17 protein-coding genes and 2 pseudogenes are annotated in these 16,764 nt (G+C 35.7%); 3 read left to right on the plus strand and 16 right to left on the minus strand.

The genetic code is table 11. From position 1 onward, the window contains the following. Positions 1 to 8: 8 nt before the first annotated feature. From AB3X49_RS01125 to AB3X49_RS01135, 3 genes and pseudogenes are all read right to left on the minus strand, one after another. Positions 9 to 2,332 (minus strand): annotated as a pseudogene (locus AB3X49_RS01125) (DNA internalization-related competence protein ComEC/Rec2). Positions 2,333 to 2,346: 14 nt separating this feature from the next. After that, the gene (locus AB3X49_RS01130) at positions 2,347 to 2,904 is read right to left on the minus strand and encodes a ComE operon protein 2 (protein ID WP_002088698.1); all 558 of its coding nucleotides are present in this window, start codon (positions 2,902 to 2,904) and stop codon (positions 2,347 to 2,349) included. Positions 2,905 to 2,967: 63 nt separating this feature from the next. After that, a pseudogene (locus AB3X49_RS01135) lies at positions 2,968 to 3,559 on the minus strand (helix-hairpin-helix domain-containing protein). Positions 3,560 to 3,636: 77 nt separating this feature from the next. Between AB3X49_RS01135 and comER the strand changes: the two are divergent. Continuing rightward, a complete protein-coding gene (gene comER, locus AB3X49_RS01140) occupies positions 3,637 to 4,464 on the plus strand; it encodes a late competence protein ComER (RefSeq protein WP_367960173.1) in 828 nt (275 codons plus the stop codon). A 172-nt stretch (positions 4,465 to 4,636) separates the two neighbouring features. Here comER and AB3X49_RS01145 read toward each other — a convergent pair whose 3' ends face one another. The 8 genes from AB3X49_RS01145 to AB3X49_RS01180 all read right to left on the minus strand — a co-directional run bounded on the left by AB3X49_RS01145 (position 4,637) and on the right by AB3X49_RS01180 (position 9,769). Then, positions 4,637 to 5,386 carry a class I SAM-dependent DNA methyltransferase gene (locus AB3X49_RS01145; protein WP_002088700.1) on the minus strand — a complete coding sequence of 250 codons (750 nt, stop codon included), beginning with the start codon at positions 5,384 to 5,386 and terminating at the stop codon, positions 4,637 to 4,639. After that, a complete protein-coding gene (rsfS, locus tag AB3X49_RS01150; RefSeq protein WP_000653209.1) occupies positions 5,383 to 5,739 on the minus strand; it encodes a ribosome silencing factor in 357 nt (118 codons plus the stop codon). Before rsfS ends, AB3X49_RS01145 begins: the two co-directional genes overlap by 4 nt. After that, a complete protein-coding gene (yqeK, locus tag AB3X49_RS01155; protein WP_367960175.1) occupies positions 5,736 to 6,305 on the minus strand; it encodes a bis(5'-nucleosyl)-tetraphosphatase (symmetrical) YqeK in 570 nt (189 codons plus the stop codon). Before yqeK ends, rsfS begins: the two co-directional genes overlap by 4 nt. Beyond that, the gene (locus AB3X49_RS01160) at positions 6,295 to 6,864 is read right to left on the minus strand and encodes a nicotinate-nucleotide adenylyltransferase (protein WP_367960176.1); all 570 of its coding nucleotides are present in this window, start codon (positions 6,862 to 6,864) and stop codon (positions 6,295 to 6,297) included. Before AB3X49_RS01160 ends, yqeK begins: the two co-directional genes overlap by 11 nt. A gap of 135 nt (positions 6,865 to 6,999) precedes the next feature. Continuing rightward, positions 7,000 to 7,293 (minus strand): ribosome assembly RNA-binding protein YhbY, encoded by a 294-nt coding sequence (gene yhbY, locus AB3X49_RS01165; protein ID WP_002015220.1) that lies wholly within the window; start codon positions 7,291 to 7,293, stop codon positions 7,000 to 7,002. Positions 7,294 to 7,297: 4 nt separating this feature from the next. Then, complete coding sequence (gene aroE / locus AB3X49_RS01170) at positions 7,298 to 8,131, minus strand: shikimate dehydrogenase (protein WP_367960178.1); 834 nt, start codon at positions 8,129 to 8,131, stop codon at positions 7,298 to 7,300. Between the two features lie 15 nt (positions 8,132 to 8,146). Continuing rightward, positions 8,147 to 9,253, minus strand: coding sequence for a ribosome biogenesis GTPase YqeH (gene yqeH, locus AB3X49_RS01175; protein ID WP_002015224.1), 1,107 nt, complete (start codon positions 9,251 to 9,253; stop codon positions 8,147 to 8,149). 3 nt (positions 9,254 to 9,256) lie between these two features. Further along, positions 9,257 to 9,769, minus strand: coding sequence for a YqeG family HAD IIIA-type phosphatase (locus tag AB3X49_RS01180; RefSeq protein ID WP_002015225.1), 513 nt, complete (start codon positions 9,767 to 9,769; stop codon positions 9,257 to 9,259). 246 nt (positions 9,770 to 10,015) lie between these two features. On the opposite strand from AB3X49_RS01180, the gene AB3X49_RS01185 reads away from it, so the two are divergent. Then, positions 10,016 to 10,171 (plus strand): sporulation histidine kinase inhibitor Sda, encoded by a 156-nt coding sequence (locus AB3X49_RS01185; RefSeq protein WP_002015226.1) that lies wholly within the window; start codon positions 10,016 to 10,018, stop codon positions 10,169 to 10,171. A gap of 152 nt (positions 10,172 to 10,323) precedes the next feature. On the opposite strand, the gene AB3X49_RS01190 is transcribed toward AB3X49_RS01185, so the two are convergent. The 3 genes from AB3X49_RS01190 to AB3X49_RS01200 all read right to left on the minus strand — a co-directional run bounded on the left by AB3X49_RS01190 (position 10,324) and on the right by AB3X49_RS01200 (position 13,797). After that, positions 10,324 to 11,112 carry a phosphatidylserine decarboxylase gene (locus AB3X49_RS01190; protein WP_002129166.1) on the minus strand — a complete coding sequence of 263 codons (789 nt, stop codon included), beginning with the start codon at positions 11,110 to 11,112 and terminating at the stop codon, positions 10,324 to 10,326. Positions 11,113 to 11,403: 291 nt separating this feature from the next. Beyond that, a complete protein-coding gene (sigK, locus tag AB3X49_RS01195) occupies positions 11,404 to 12,117 on the minus strand; it encodes an RNA polymerase sporulation sigma factor SigK (RefSeq protein WP_000051382.1) in 714 nt (237 codons plus the stop codon). A 183-nt stretch (positions 12,118 to 12,300) separates the two neighbouring features. Further along, positions 12,301 to 13,797, minus strand: a complete 1,497-nt coding sequence (locus AB3X49_RS01200) for a YcdB/YcdC domain-containing protein (protein WP_367960180.1) — start codon at positions 13,795 to 13,797, stop codon at positions 12,301 to 12,303. Between the two features lie 304 nt (positions 13,798 to 14,101). Between AB3X49_RS01200 and AB3X49_RS01205 the strand changes: the two genes are divergently transcribed. After that, a complete protein-coding gene (locus AB3X49_RS01205) occupies positions 14,102 to 14,752 on the plus strand; it encodes a GTP pyrophosphokinase (protein WP_002015229.1) in 651 nt (216 codons plus the stop codon). A gap of 26 nt (positions 14,753 to 14,778) precedes the next feature. Here the strand turns inward: AB3X49_RS01205 and AB3X49_RS01210 are convergent, their stop codons facing one another. Together AB3X49_RS01210 and AB3X49_RS01215 are read right to left on the minus strand one after the other, a co-directional pair. Beyond that, a complete protein-coding gene (locus AB3X49_RS01210; RefSeq protein ID WP_016106190.1) occupies positions 14,779 to 15,243 on the minus strand; it encodes a hypothetical protein in 465 nt (154 codons plus the stop codon). A 54-nt stretch (positions 15,244 to 15,297) separates the two neighbouring features. Next, complete coding sequence (locus AB3X49_RS01215) at positions 15,298 to 16,683, minus strand: alkaline phosphatase (RefSeq protein WP_367960181.1); 1,386 nt, start codon at positions 16,681 to 16,683, stop codon at positions 15,298 to 15,300. Positions 16,684 to 16,764: the final 81 nt, after the last annotated feature.

Raw genomic sequence — 16,764 nt, forward strand, 5'->3', positions numbered from 1 at the left:
TCTTTTTTTCATCTTCTATGTGTTTCATCATATGTGATTTTACTTTGAAAGGTTCCTTTTTCTCCATTAAAAACATAGGAAATAGCACCTTGCTTATCCGTACGCCATATATCAATACCCATCTTCTTAAAACGCTCTATAACTTCCTTATGCGGGTGCCCATACCATTACGCTCCCCCACAGAAATAATCGCTACAGCAGGCTGTACAAGGCTTAAAAATGGATCTGTAGACGATGTTTTACTCCCATGGTGGGCAACTTTTAAAATATTAGCCCACAAATCAGGATATGTTGATACTATAAACTTTTCTCCTTCTTCTTCTTCTAGATCACCCGTAAATAGCCATGTTAGTCCCCCTAGTCTGGCCCATAGTACAATCGAAGAGTCATTTTCTCCCTTTTCTTTCCCCTTTGGAGCTAATACGAAAAATTCCGCTTCATTTACCCTCCAACCTTCCCCTTCTCCTACTACACTTATCTTCATGCTCTTTTCTAACGCCTTTTTCTTCACCACTTTTTCCAATACAGCATCCTGTTCCTTTCTCCCAAATACAACTTCTTTTACAATAATAGATGACAGCAAATCCAGCGCAGCACCTATATGATCCGCATCTCCGTGCGTTACAATTAATTTATCAATCGTTTTTATACCTTCTTTTTGTAAAAAAGGAACAAGAATATCATGCCCAACAGAAAATTCATGCTTTTTCTGTTGCCACGCTTCCTTCTTGACAGAAAGGGCTCCTCCTGTATCAATAAGATAAACCTCTTTATCGTACGGAAGACGAATTAATATCGCATCTCCCTGTCCAACATCAAGAAATGTAACACTCCCACTTTCGCGAAAATATGGATATACATAATGACAAGTACTAATAAAAAGAAACACACCCACAACTATGCACAAAATTTTTTTCGTTATTACCCTTTCCCAAATCACAAATATACTAACGATACTAAAACAATATATAGCCACAAGAAATAAAGGAGTTTGACCAAAAGTAAGTCGGATGAAAGGGAAACTTTCACAGTAACTTAGAAAATCATTAGAAATGGTTAAACATAGTGAAAGTACATATGCAATTCCTTTTGCGAAAAATGGAATAATCGGCATACATATAAGAATAATGATGCTACACGGCAATACAATAATGGATAGAAAAGGAACATATATAAGATTGAGGAAAATGCTATAAGGAGAAAAATAACCAAAATGATATAACAAGATGGGGGTACTAGCGAGCTGTGAAATTATAGAAATGTAAATAGAATTTCGAACTATCCCATTACTACGCCCTAATAATATCGGCGCAGATAGTAGTAAAGAAAAACTACCTACAAATGAGAATTGAAATCCAATGTTGAAAATAAGATACGGATCATATATAAGCATACATATAGCCGTTATACTTAAGGCGTCTAGACTAGATAAGCGAACAGAGCACATGAAAGCTACCAATAATAAAACTCCTGTTATAGAAGCCCTCACAACAGATGGCGACGCCCCAGCTATGATCATATACAGAGGAATGCAAACTATAAGGCATACTGTTGCTGCCTCTTTCGTCACACCACTTCTTAGCAAAACAAAATACATTATAACCATTAATAATACGATATGCGATCCTGAAATTGCTAACAAATGTATAAGACCAAATTGTTGATATTGCTCTTCTACTTCAAACGTCATTTGTTGTCGATCTCCAAATAATAATGCGTTCATAAATGCACCTGATTGTTCCGGGAACATTTCTGTAACTTTCGAGATTGTTTGTTGCCTGAGAAGGAAAATCCATTGCACGAGTGACAACGATGTTTTGTGACATTCAGAAATGTATGTCACATCAAATATAAAATGTATTTTTTGCTGATATAAATAATTACGATAATCAAAAACATGAAAATTCCGGGCAGTTTGTGGTTCTTTCACCTCCCCTTTAAATGTACACGATATACCTGCATGTAATTGTTGCAACTGCTTCTTTTCCGAAGCAGATTGTATTTTATAATTTAACTGCACTAAGTTTTTATTCTGATCTTCAATTTGAAAAGAGAGACGATCCCCATTAATTAGAGGTGTATTTTGCACGACCCCTCGTGTAACTTCATAGGAATCCCCTAGCGGCTTATTTAGACTCTGAACATACGTGGTGTACATAACGCCACTAAAACACGCTATTATACAAAATATGAAGGTTTTACGCGAAGTACGATATAAACAAAATAAAACATAACAAACGAAACAACAAGCAGCCAACAAATGCGATGCGGAAAAGGTAATTGCAATCCCAATTATAAACGAGATTGCAACATAGCCCCATTGCCCATTCAACTCATACTCACTCCTTATAGCATCATTTTCGCTTTAGTGAATACACGCTGTAATTCTTCCATTGATAAATTATCTTTTTCTAAAGCTGCGAATAATTCCTTTAGCTGTAAATGACGCTCTTGTTCCTCTAGCGATGTAATATCGTATTCTAGCGGAACGTGCTTTACTGTTACACTCGCTTGTTCAAATAACTCTACGGCATACGGATGATTTTTATAGTCCTGTGCATAATAAACCGCTGTAACACCACTTTGAATAATCGCCTTACAGCACTGCAAACAAGGAAAATGTGTGACATAAATTTCCGCTTCCTCTGTTTTCGCACCAAATTTCGCACATTGCAATAAAGCATTCATTTCAGCATGAATTGTACGAACGCAATGATTATCAATGACATAGCAACCATCGTCTATACAATGCACACCACCTTTAATCGAACCGTTATATCCACCAGCAATAATTCGTTTATCACGAACGATTGTCGCTCCTACCGCAAGCCTTGTACATGTACTACGTAAAGATAGTAGATGGCTTTGCGTCATAAAATATTGATCCCATGAAATTCGTTCCATATTTTTCACCTTCTTTTTTGTCTACTTGTAGTGTAGCGAAAAAAGAAAAACTTCGTCAATCTTTTATGGAATAATAATTTGATCTTTTATTTTCTCTAAAGACTTCGCACCAATCCCATCAATTTCTAATAAATCTTCTATTTTCTGAAACGGACCACGTTCTTCTCGGTATTTCAAAATACTTTCCGAGAACCAATGCCTGTTATTTTTTCAAGTTGCTCTTTAGAAGCTGTATTTATTTGCACTTTACCCTCGCTTTTTGAAAAAGTAGCCCCTTCTTGCACTGGCTCATTCTTGTTAGGAACATAAAGAAGCATTTGGTCTTGGACCATTTGCGCCAAATTCACTTTCTTCACATCTGCATCCGGCAACAAACCACCAGCTTTTTCAACCGCCTCCTTCACCCGGTCCCCTTCCTTCATTTCATACACACCCTCTTTAAAAACCGCCCCTTTCACATCAATTATAATTATTTTTTCTGCTCCTTTGTATCCAATACTTTCGGTTTACTTTTTTTCTCCACATCTTTCACTTGAACTCCCGTTGTAATGAGCGATCGCTCTGTTTGCTGATTCGTTTTCCAGAAAAAAAGAAAAATCAAAGTGCCAATAATAACCACTAATCCCAACCATTTTTTCGGAAAATCCCACATCATTTTACACCTCTAATCATAAATTTATAACATCATTCATATTGTTTAGGAGAAAGCTGTTACGAAGGAGGGATGAAACATTGAACATAGGAATTATAGGGACAGGGAACATGGGGAATATACTAATCGATGCATTTTTAGAAACCCGTGCTGTCAAACCTTCGTGCCTTACTATTATTAATCGGACGCCTGCCAAAGCATATCATATAAAAGAAAAATACCCTTCTGTTCATATAGCCAAAACAATCCAAGAGGTAATCGAACAATCCCAGCTTATTTTCATTTGCGTAAAACCGATAGACATATACCCTATTCTACAAAAATACGCTGACCATTTTTCAGACGAAGATTGCTTAGTTTCTATCACAAGCCCCATATCTCCATCACAATTAGCAACACTTATACCTTGCCACGTCGCTCGTATCATTCCAAGCATCACAAACCGCGCCTTATCCGGCGCATCACTATTTACATTTGGAAATAACTGCTCTGAAGAATGGCAACAAAAACTACTTCGTCTATTCAAAAACATTTCTACTCCCCTTGTTATAGAAGAAGATATAACGCGCGTTTCATCTGATATAGCAAGCTGCGGCCCTGCTTTTTTTAGTTATTTATTACAATGTTTCATTAACGCTGCTGTAGATAAAACAAATATTACACATGAAGAAGCCACTACTTTAGTAAGTGAAATGGTCATTGGAATGGGGAAATTACTCGAAAAAGAAATTTTCACATTACCTACTTTACAAGAAAAGGTATGCGTTAAAGGCGGTGTTACAGGAGAAGGTATTCGTATTTTAGAAGAGCACGTTGGGGATATGTTTCATAAATTAATCAAACGGACACATGAGAAATTTGATGAAGATTTAAAATGCGTTGAGCAGCAATTCAATAAACACACATAATAAATACGCCATCGTAATCCCAAACCCTTTTTATTAATACTTATCTTTTTCATGCTACATTTTCACTAAAACTAGCATTTTTACACTTTACACATATCATCTTTTTATTTTTCTAGAACTAAAACTACATCTTTTCTATAAAACAAAAGCAACCTTATCGGTTGCTTTTCTTTTATCCATTCTTCTTCGCCATAAAAAAGATGCGCTCTGTTTGTTCTGTCACTTCAATTCGTTCAAAGTCACCTGTGACGCGAAGCACTGTAAACCCAGCTTCTTCAAGCCATTTTGTTAACACTTCAACCGAATACGCACGTTGCACGTGACATTCGTCAAAACGATGATACACATCTTCTTCTGAATCTTGTACAAAGAATGTCAAATCATGTTCCACACTATCTGATTCTTCTCCAGGGAAGCAGTTCCAAATAAGTGATATTTCTTCGCCGTTCACTGTATATGTTTCATTTTGAAATACGTGATGTATTTTATATAAAGAGTGTACATCGAATAAAAACAAGCCATCCTGACGTAAATGGTGGAAAACTCTTCTAAATGTTTCTTGCACTCCATCTTCTTGCAATACGTAATTTAATGAGTCACAAAAGATTGTCACACAATCAAATTCACCAGGAACATCGAGCTCTCTCATGTCTTGTTGGTAAAAAGGAATAAAATAGCCTTCTCCCCCCAATTTTTGCTGCGCGACAGTTAACATTTCTTCCGAAAGATCTACACCAATTAAGTCATAACCTTTTCGCACAAGCGGAAGTGTTACGTTACCAGTTCCACATGCTACGTCAAGGATTCTTGCCTCTTTCATAGATGCCTGTTGTAAACTTTCCTCTGTGAATTCCACCCATTTATCATAAGGGACATCATTCATCAGTTCGTCATACAGCAAAGCAAATTGTTCGTATTTCATTGATCTAGCTCATCTGCAATATCTTCACGCGGCACATCGCCCCATAGACGCTCTAAATTATAGTGATTACGCTCATCTTTATGGAATACATGAGCAACCACATCACCAAGGTCTACTAAAACCCAACGTGCTTCATCAAAGCCTTCCATACGTTGTACGTTAATTTCGAACTCATGTGCCTTCGCTTTAATTTCACGTGCAATTGCTTGTACTTGCTTGTCTGAATTTCCGTGACAAATAATAAAATAGTCTGCAATCGGTGAAATACCTTGCATATTTAGTACAACCATATCTTCTGCTCTCTTATCATCAGCTGCTTTTGCCGCTAATACTAATAACTCTTTATCTTTCATTTATTAATTTCCTCCTTGATAACTTCATTGTATGTTTGGAATGTTAATGGATAAATCGTTTGATCTTTTTCCATTAAAAATTGAATTGTTTGCTTTAAAGCAAACAGTAAAGCTTGATTTATATCTTTATATGCGAGTTTCCTCGCTTCTTCCACACCAGGAAACTTACGTCCTGGTTCAATGTAATCTGCTACATAAATAACTTTATCTAACATTGTCATTTTTTCATGACCACTTGTATGATATGTAATAGCTTGTAGAATTTCAGGATCAGTAATGCCTACTTCTTTTTCTACTAAGTATGCCCCAACAGGTGCATGCCATAACTCTTTGTTATAGCGCAGTAGATCCTTTGGCAAAGCTTCTCTCTTAATAATCTCTTCCATTTCTGGAATCGCTCTACATTTTGCATAATCGTGAAATATAGCAGCCGTCTCTGCCTTTTTCTCATCTACACCATATAATCGGGCAAGTTCAATCGCTGTTTCCATTACACCAACCGTGTGTATATAACGTTTTTCATGCATTTGTTGTTTGACAATACTAAGTGCTTCCTCACGATTCATACAACCCATTCCTCTCGATATATACCTGTACTTTTTCGGGGAGTAAATATTTGCACGTTTTCTTCGTCATATATCTCTCACGTAACAGAGAAGAAGAAACTGCAAACTCCGGAATTTCCACTTTTACGATATCATAAGGCGTATGTAATGTATAACCTGGTCTTGCAACTCCAACGAAAGTCACAAGCTTAAGTAACTTTTCAATGTTATACCACTTCGGCAAATACTCAACCATGTCTCCGCCAATAATAAAGTGAAACTGCACATCCGGATACTTCTCCGTTAATTGTACCATAGTATCGTACGTATAAGATGGGCCTTCTCTGTCTAGCTCTTCTAAACAAATTGAAAAGTATGCTTCTTCCTCAATCGCTATTTTCAGCATGTTTAATCGACTTTTCACACTCGTAATGTTACGTCCTTGCTTGTGCGGTGGAATTTGATTCGGCAAAAACCATACCTCTTCCAACCCTAAAGCATGATACACTTCATTTGCAATTAACAAATGTCCATTATGAGGTGGATCAAACGTGCCACCAATAATGCCAATTTTTCTCAAAAGAAACGCCCCTTCCTTTTACATACAGCAACTCTCCCCATACATATTCGAAGAGAGCCCACTGTTAATAAAAGTTCAATTGGTTTCGCTTTCTACATATCAAGCGTCCATTACGAAATAACTCACGTATATCTTTTATCGAGGAAGCTTAATCTGCTTATTTTCTCTTGATTCTTTGTATAAAACAATTGTGCTTCCGATTACTTGAACGATTTCAGCTCGTGCACCTTGTGCAAGCTCTTCTGCAACTTCACTACGATCAAATTCACAGTTTTGTAATACGCTCACTTTAAATAGTTCACGAACTTCTAATGCTTCTCCAATTTGTTTCACCATATTTTCATTCACGCCACCTTTTCCAACTTGAAAAATCGGTGTTAAATGATGTGCCTTTGCACGTAAAAATCTTTTTTGTTTTCCTGTTAACATATAATTAGCCTCCAAGCTCTCTCATTACTAATTGTTTCATTCTATCAATATTCGGCACACACCCTGTCCACATTTCAAATGCAAGTGCACCTTGATAAACGAACATATCGATTCCATTTTGAATTATTGCACCTTGTTCTTTCGCATCGCCTAAAATTTTCGTCTCAAATGGATTATAAATAATATCAGAAACAATCGTTCCTTGTTTCAATGAACGAATTTCCAGCGGCGTATACTCAACATGTGGATGCATACCTATCGTTGTTGTTTGGATGATAATATCATATTCCCCTTGATTTTCTGCTGCACATTCTAACGATAGAGCATGCGAATTAACATTTGCCATGCACCCAGAGATAAGGTTTTTCGCCTTATCTCTCGTACGATTAGCAATATCAATTTCTTTCACACCTACATCGGCAAGCGAGAAGTAAATAGCTCGGCTAGCACCACCTGCACCGATTAATAAAATACGTTTCTCTTGAAGTGGATCTTCACTAATTGACTGCAGGGCACGAACAAAACCAATTCCATCTGTATTATACCCAATCAATTTTCCATCTCGATGAACTACTGTATTTACCGCACAGATTTGCCTTGCTAACGGGGCAATCTCATCCAAGTACTCCATAATTGCAACTTTGTGCGGAGTCGTTACATTAAATCCTGAAATACCTAATGCTTTCAAACCTTTTACTGCTTCCCCTAGCGCTTCTTCTTCTACAAGAAACGCATGATAATGGGCATCCATATTCAAGTGTTCAAATGCATCGTTATGCATAACGGGTGATAATGAATGTCCAATTGGATTTCCGATTACACCATATAATTGTTTCATAAATCCCTCTCCATATTAAATTAAAGATTTACGTAATGAAACACTTACTCCTTTTGGTACATGAGCAACAATTTTCGCTCCTGATTCATTTACAGTAACCCAGCCCAATCCAGAGAATACAACATCCGTTTTCGGCTCACGAATATTAAATTCATATTTCACAAACTTAGGCATATTTTCTAATTCTTCTGGTGTCGGTGGATTCAATAATTCTCCAGCGTGTTTTTCGTATAATTCATCAGCCTTTTCAAGCTTTGTACGATGGATTGTTAAACGGTTTGAGAAATGACAAGTGAATGCACGACGGCCCCCACTTACATAATCAAATCGTGCTAATCCACCAAAGAATAATGTTTGTTCTTCATTTAATTGGAATACCATTGGCTTAACTTCTGTAGTCGGTGTAATAAGCTTTAAGCTTTGTTTCCCAACATAATGCGCCATTTGATGATGATTAATAATACCTGGTGTATCGTATAAAGATGACGTTTCGTCTAATGGGATATCAATTAAATCAAGCGTTGTTCCTGGGAAATGTGATGTTGTAATTACATTCTCAGTCTCATCACTAAACTCTTTAATCATACGATTAATAAATGTTGATTTACCAACATTCGTACATCCAACAACATAAACATCTTTACCTTCGCGGTAATGCTCAATTGCATCAGCAAGTTCAGCGATTCCTTGTCCTTTAGCTGCACTAATTAAAAAGACATCTTCTGGTTTTAAACCAAGTTGCTTTGCACTATAGCGCATCCAATGTTTTACTTTATCATGCTTAACTGACTTTGGAATTAAGTCAGCCTTATTCCCTACAAGTAATACTTTATTGTTCCCTACAAAACGATGTAAGCCCGGTAACCAGCTACCATTGAAATCGAAAATATCTACGATTTTAACCACTAGTGCGTCTGATTGTCCAATTCCGTTCAAAATACGAAGGAAATCATCATCTGTTAAAGATACATCTTGAATTTCGTTATAATGTTTCAAACGAAAACAACGTTGGCAAATTACTTGTTCTTTTTCTAAAGATGATACAGGAGCGTATCCTACTTCATTTTTATTTTCTGTTTGAATTTCTACACCGCAACCAATACATTTAATTGTTTCAGTCAAACTTTATTCCTCCCAGTTAATTAAGCCTTTTTTCTTCATGTTTCTCATAATTCTTCGTTCAATTTTCCGATTAAATCGTGTCACCAATCCGTCCGTTTGCGCTACCGGTACAACTAAAATTGTATGAAGTCCCACACGATTCCCGCCGAGCACATCCGTTAGTAACTGATCTCCAATTACTACAACTTCATCTGGCTGCAGGTGCATCTCATGTATCGCACGCTTAAATGCGCGAACAAACGGTTTGCGCGCACTATGAATAAACGGAATACCTAATGGGTCAGCGAAGTCTTTAACGCGTTGCTCGTTGTTATTTGAAACGACCGTTACTTGAATATCATTTTCTTTCATTTTCAAAAACCACTCTTCAAGCTGTGGCGTTGCGTTTGGACGATCCCATTCAATTAAAGTGTTATCTAAATCAGTAATAACTCCTTTAATTCCACGTTTTTTCAAATCTTCTGGTTGAATATGATATATATTTTTCACATATTCATTTGGTAAAAATAACTTCAATTTCTTTCACCTCTTTGAGGATTTTTCATAAAATTTTTCGACAACATTTTTCGATAGATAACCTGTGGATAAACTTGTACACACTTTCCACGTTAATTTTTCAGTCAATTCGGAATTTACTAACAATCTATTCACATTTTATCCACTGAGTTATGTGGATAACCTCTTGTTTGTGACTGTCATATTTTTTTGGTACATTAAATGCAACAACGAATCAATCCTTATATTATTAGGAGGTGACTCACCTTGAAAACAAAACACATGGAACAGTTATCTACTGATTTACTCACTGAGTCTTATTATAAAGCAAAAGAACTAAAATTAAATCCCGACTTCATTTTACTTATAAAACAAGAAATTATTAGACGCTCGTTAGAGGACAAGCTCGTCAAATCTTCTTGAGTACATATAGATTGCTGATTGACCTGTAAAAAGAGCCATCCTGCGATGGCTCTCGAATAAACAAGTACTCCCATCTAGGGGATTTCTTCATTAAGCATCTTTGTCCACATTTCTTAATTAGAGCTTCATAAGTATATTATAAAACCTTTTCTTTACTTATGAGATACTCGGGTTGCAATTTTTTCACCAAGACGCAGCTCTTGCCCACTTGTCAATTCCTGCACTGCTTTAATCATATCTTTTTCAAATAATAAAACAACTGTTGAGCCAAATGTAAAGTATGCCATCTCTTCACCTTTTTGAACAGTACTTCTTTCATGAAGGAGCTCGATACTATTAACAAACATAGCACCTACTTTTACAAGTGCCATATGTTCGCCGTCACTATTTACTTCTGTAACAGAGCGATAATTTTTTGACAATGGTTCTTTCCCATACTCCATACCCGCTGCATTTACCGGATATGATTTTCTACCGAGTACAAATCTTTCAGTCACAGAGCCAGAAAGCGGGCTATGAATACGATGATAATGACTTGGACTCAAATAAATCACCATATATGTACCGCCTGCATATCGCTTTGCACGCTCTTCATTACCTAGCATATCCACAATTGAATAACGCTTTCCTTTTATATCGAATGTTTTTGTATCCTCAATAGGACCTTGATCAGCAAAAACACCATCAACAGGACTAACGATACTCGATGCATCAGTATCAATACTACGCTTTCCTTCTTTTAGCCTACGTGTAAATAAATCATGCAATGTTCCATATTCCTTCAAACCCTTTTCCATCTCATCTTGATTAATTTGAAAAACTTTCACATACGATGGAATAATGATAGAGCTCAAACGAGATTGTGCAAATTTACGTAATATATAAGAAGTAAAACGACCATTTGTAAGTTCGATCATAAGTCGATATAATGTCCGTCGCAAATTACGAAACCTCCTAATCAGCCTATAACTTTAGTTTCCCCTTCTTTTCTCTCTATATCATATGTAAAATTGGTTCTTATTCCCACATATAGAATGGAGCCGTCTCGTTATACACGAAGAAAAACTAAGTATAATTTTTATTCTTAAATTGTTTAGCACCTTCTAATATTACAGATAGAACCCGCCATTTTCAACAGTGAACATGTATTTCTTCTTAGAACAGCTCGTTTTCTTTCCGTTTTCCCGAAAGAAAAGCAGCCACTTTTAAAGTGTAGCTGCTTACAATACACATTATTCTTTTGCTTTTTTCTCTTTCTCAGCCCGCACAAATTCATGGAACATTTTCATTAAAGCACGCTTTTCAATTCGCGATACGTAGCTTCTTGAAATACCGAGTGCCTTCGCAATCTCCCTCTGTGTTTTCTCTTTATCAAGCCCAAGTCCAAAACGCTTCACAATTACTTCTTTCTCTCGTTCGTCCAAAATATCGATATACTCTTTAATTTTTTCTAACTCCATACTAAGCTGAATCATATCAATTACATCTTCAGATTCTGATTTTAATATATCAATAAGCGATATTTCATTACCCTCTTTATCTTGCCCAATCGGATCATGAAGTGAAACGTCTTTTTTCGTTTTCTTCAGCACACGTAAATGCATCAAAATTTCATTTTCGATACAGCGTGCTGCATATGTTGCAAGCTTAGTTCCTTTCCCTGCTGAATAGCTTTCAATCGCTTTAATAAGCCCAATGGTACCAATTGAAATTAAATCTTCTGCATCTTCACCGGTGTTTTCGAATTTCTTAACAATATGAGCTACAAGCCGTAAATTATGTTCAATTAAAAGATTTCTCGCTTGAGCATCACCTTGCTCCATTAACTCTAAGTACTTTCTCTCATCATCTGATGATAACGGCTGCGGGAACGCATTGTTCTTCACATAAGAAACAAATACAAACACTTCTCGAACCATATATCCAATTGCGGCGAATAGACTCAAACCTTTCACCTCCGCCAAAATAGTGGTCTTTACTATGTGTATGTGGGCATGAGGTTGTTTGTGTCTGTACGATGTAAATATGGAACTCTTAACTTAATGGCATTCTTAAACCACTCAACGCTAATCATTAAATTTTTCTATAAACATAGTAAAAGCCAATCGAAACGTATCGATTGGCTTTTACTAATATTCACTCCAAATTTCCTCTCCAGTATGCGCATCTATGTAACGAATTTTCCGACTACAATCGACGGATTCTTTATGATTTTCACTCCTCGTTTGTTTATACAGCAGTTTATATTTCATTTCCTCTGCATCATGATCTATACACCATTCTAATTTTACTCGAATGACCTCTTTATATATTTCTAACGCTTTTTCTTTTGTTACTTTTGGTGCTGTTTCATGTGCAAGTAACTCTTCTATTATATTGCTAGGTTTTCCCGAGTAGTGCATCACAGCACCATTTTCTGTATTAATGTTGACCATGAATTCCCTATACTCTACCGGAATTTCATTCACATATACTGAAAAGACAAATCTTTCAATCCCTTCATCTTCGTCACGTTCATCCCAAAGGCGAAGATATTGTGTAACATCTGGAATAACATGTTCTAAAAATTGAAGTGCTTTTTGTAAACATTCCTCTCTAGACAGTATTTGTTTTACTTCTTTATCGTCTGCCAGTTTTATAAAACCAATTAATTCATTGGTTGATTTATCAATCGTAATGCCAACTAAATTATTATATTTTAACATCGGTAAATGCTTTTTTAAAAATTCATTCATTAAATATGGATTCTTTTCTTCTTTCTGTTTTTGTAATTCCTCTTTCGAAACAAATTTCATCCTTATTCCATCTTCATTTTCTGTCTCAGCCACTTTTGTAAAACTTTCTTTATCCCAGTCAAATAAATCGAATATATCATCTTGTTGACTAACTTTTTTCGGTTTTTCAACAGCTACAGTTGGAGGCAATTTATAATGATCTGGGTCAAATAAATCTTTACCTGTACTTGCATCAATAAACGCATGACTAGGTTCTGGTTCATATACAAGATGATAGCCTTTTACTTCCTCACCATTTTCATATTTACATGAAGAATGTGTTAAATCCACAAATACAAGTCTCATATCTTGTCTAGCTCTCAAAGTTTCTAAAACGACGTTCTCCTCAATAATTTCAATTGGCCATAACGGTTTTTTCTCTATAGCTTTTTGTCCATTGTAATGAAAATGCACAACATTACCTGAAGGATGAATTCGCACAACACATCCTGTATTCGGCAATGGATATCCATTCACTTCCTGCATATAATTTATTTCTTTCCAACCACGCCAGTCATCCTTAACTGACACATATGTATAAAATTCTAATTCTTCTTCCACATATTTTTTTATAAATACATTTGCAATCTCTCTTGCCTTATTCTCCTCTATCACTTCTTTATCACTCGAAAAATAATTTTCATCATCTATCCTGAATTCAAATAAATTACCAATATGCCTATTTAATGTAATTTGTATCTTTTTCTCCTCATCCTCTTTATGCCCCCACCATAATAGATGATACGGATCATCCACTCCTTCTTGATCATCTACAACAAGCCTATATTCATCTGGAATTTCAATAATATGGGCCACTTGTTCTTTTCTTTTTTTATCTTTGGGATTCATCATACCCTCTCCTTTATTACAATTTAAGGTAATTATAACAAACAAAACCAAAAGCCATTAGCAAAAAGACAAAAAGCTGAAACAATTAGTTCATACGAATTTCACATGAATCTATTACTATAAGAATTGTACATAGTGAAATTACTAACAATGACGTTTATTCATATATAATTTCATTTGAAAGGGGTTGAAAAGATGAAAACTAAATATCGCTTTATGATCTCATCATTTGCTGCTTGCGCCTACATGATTTGGTGTTTAGTATAATAACAACTTCACTTGTAAATAAGAAAAGGTGTGTATAGAAATGGAATATAACCAATCAACAGTTAACTACTGGAAAGCTTTTGTATTACCTTATACATTCGCTTTAGAAGAGTTAAAAACTAAATTTGAAATTATGAACCGGGAAGCTCAATTTTTAGAAGACTACAACCCGTTTGAACATATAAAAACAAGACTTAAACAACCCGAAAGTATCATTAGGAAGCTTGAGCGTAAAAACTTATCACCAACAGTTGAAAATGCTCAAACACAATTACAAGATATTATTGGCATCCGTATTACATGTTGCTTTGTAGAAGATATTTATCATTTAAAAGAAGTTATTGAAAATCGTGGAGACATGGAAATTGTAGAAGTAAAAGATTATATTGCTAATCCAAAAGGAAATGGCTATAAAAGTTTGCATATGATTATTAAATATCCATTGTCACTAAATTCTGGTACGAAAGATGTCTTTGCAGAAATTCAATTACGTACACTTGCCATGGACTTTTGGGCAAGTTTAGAACATAAACTTTACTACAAATATGAAGGAAATATACCTGACTATTTGAAAGATGAACTACATGACGCTGCTATGAAAGCTGAAGACCTCGATAATAAGATGGCAACAATCCGTCAAGATATTGATGACATTGAAGCATGTTCAAATCAAATTTTATTACCACTATAAAAAGGTTCTCTCCTATGAGAACCTTTTTATTTCTTCTCTATCGTACGAACCTCTTCAATCTTCCACCCTTCGTCTTCTTTTCCAAGTGCATACTGCATTTTCTTTTGAAGAGTAACCCCTCCATCTACTTCTTTTTCCTCCGTTTCAACAATAACAAGCCCACCTTTAAGAGCTTTCATATTCATATGTTCCAATTCTATTTTCTTATTTCCCTTTTGAAATGCCGCTTCCTTTTGTGTTTTTAAGTCTTCAGCACTAGGCATCTTCTTTGAAAATAACTCCATATGCTCAGCAAGATTTTTTTCATTCGTCGTCCGTACAAATGCCTCAATAACATCTTGAATGGATTTCTCTTCTTCTTTCGTTATATGTACCTTTTCCTCAGTTTTCCCAGCAGATTTTTGTTCTATATTATTCTCTTGAGATTGACATCCAACTAGCAATAATACGAATACTAGAAGAAATCTTAATTTCCCTAAAAAAACTCTCATCTTTCCATCTCCTAAAAAGAAAAGTGAGGCATTTCGCCTCACTTTCATTTATAATTAGCGTCTTCCTTTATTCGGATCGCCGCCGCCAACGATGTCAAAGACACGTTTAGCTATATTTGTATTCTCTTGAACGCCAGAGAATAAGTATTTACCTGGTCCGAATGCATATACGTTCACATCTTCACCTGTATGTCCACCCGTTGTCCAACCTGTAACCGAACGCTTATTGAAGATATCTTCAATTGCATTATCAATCTTTGTTACATCTTTTGATGGAGCTATATCATTTACAGCTTTAATTTCTTCTGGTGTTAATTGTAGATCAATATACTTTTTCAATGTTTCTTCTACATTTGCACCTTTTACAATCTCATTTGCCATAAAGTCTGGCGTACGTTTCGCAGCTTTAATCGGATCTACTTTAAAGTTATACTCACCATTCGCACCTAAAGATAATCCGCCAGTAGAATGATCTGCAGTTGCAACAACTAATGTGTTCTTATCTTTTTTCGCAAACTCAATTGCTGCTTTAAACGCTTTCTCGAAGTCTTCCATTTCACTCATTGCACCGACAATATCATTATCATGTCCAGCCCAATCAATTTGACTACCTTCGACCATTAAGAAGAAACCGTCTTTATTTTTGTTCAAGCGCTCAATCGCGGTATTTGTCATCTCTTCTAATGAAGATGTTTTGTCAGTACGGTCAATCATTTTGTCTAAACCACCTGGTGCAAATAAGCCAAGAACTTGATCGCTTTTATCATTTAATAATTGATTACGATCTGTTACATAACTATAACCAGACTTCTTAAATTCTTCTGTAAGATTGCGATCTTTTCTAACAAAGTTATTTACGCCCCCGCCAAGCATAACATCTATTTTATGCTTACCTTTAATTTTCTCATCAAAGTAATCATTTGCAATTGCGTCCATATTTTTACGACTAATATCATGTGCACCGAATGCAGCTGGTGTTGCATGCGTAATTTCAGAAGTTGCAACGAGTCCCGTTGACTTCCCTTTTTCTTTCGCTTGCTCCAATACTGTTTTCACTTCAGCTTTATCATTATCTACTGCAATAGCTGCGTTATATGTTTTTATACCTGCTGACATCGCAGTAGCTGCCGATGCAGAGTCTGTAATATTTTCATGTTCATCTTCTGGATATGTTTTTTGTGTTCCTACAAGATGCTTATCAAATTCTGTAGATTCCATCTCAAATGTTTTTGGATTATCTTTCATATAACGATGAGCTGTCATATATGAAGGCCCCATACCGTCCCCAATTAATACAATGACATTTTTAATTTTTGCATTGCTTCCGTTCTCATCTGCATTAACCTCACTAGAACGCGTAAAATTCCATGTTGCTACCGAAGTAACTGCTAACGACGCCACAACTGCAAATGGCCATGCTTTTTTTACAAACTTTTTCACTGTCTTGTCCCCCTAATTAGGTTATTCATTTCCCACTATCAAATTTAATAGAAGACTGTTAAGAGAAAATGAGTTATATGT

The organism is Bacillus sp. C30 (assembly GCF_040838255.1).
Lineage (GTDB): Bacteria > Bacillota > Bacilli > Bacillales > Bacillaceae_G > Bacillus_A > Bacillus_A mycoides.

Coding starts and splice junctions, on each gene's coding strand:
- yhbY (WP_002015220.1), bottom strand. CDS start 7,293: ATGTTAACAGGAAAACAAAAAAGATTTTTACGTGCAAAGGCACATCAT.
- AB3X49_RS01130 (WP_002088698.1), bottom strand. CDS start 2,904: ATGGAACGAATTTCATGGGATCAATATTTTATGACGCAAAGCCATCTA.
- aroE (WP_367960178.1), bottom strand. CDS start 8,131: ATGAAACAATTATATGGTGTAATCGGAAATCCAATTGGACATTCATTA.
- rsfS (WP_000653209.1), bottom strand. CDS start 5,739: ATGAAAGATAAAGAGTTATTAGTATTAGCGGCAAAAGCAGCTGATGAT.
- AB3X49_RS01205 (WP_002015229.1), top strand. CDS start 14,102: ATGGAATATAACCAATCAACAGTTAACTACTGGAAAGCTTTTGTATTA.
- AB3X49_RS01145 (WP_002088700.1), bottom strand. CDS start 5,386: ATGAAATACGAACAATTTGCTTTGCTGTATGACGAACTGATGAATGAT.
- yqeK (WP_367960175.1), bottom strand. CDS start 6,305: ATGAATCGTGAGGAAGCACTTAGTATTGTCAAACAACAAATGCATGAA.
- AB3X49_RS01210 (WP_016106190.1), bottom strand. CDS start 15,243: ATGAGAGTTTTTTTAGGGAAATTAAGATTTCTTCTAGTATTCGTATTA.
- AB3X49_RS01200 (WP_367960180.1), bottom strand. CDS start 13,797: ATGATGAATCCCAAAGATAAAAAAAGAAAAGAACAAGTGGCCCATATT.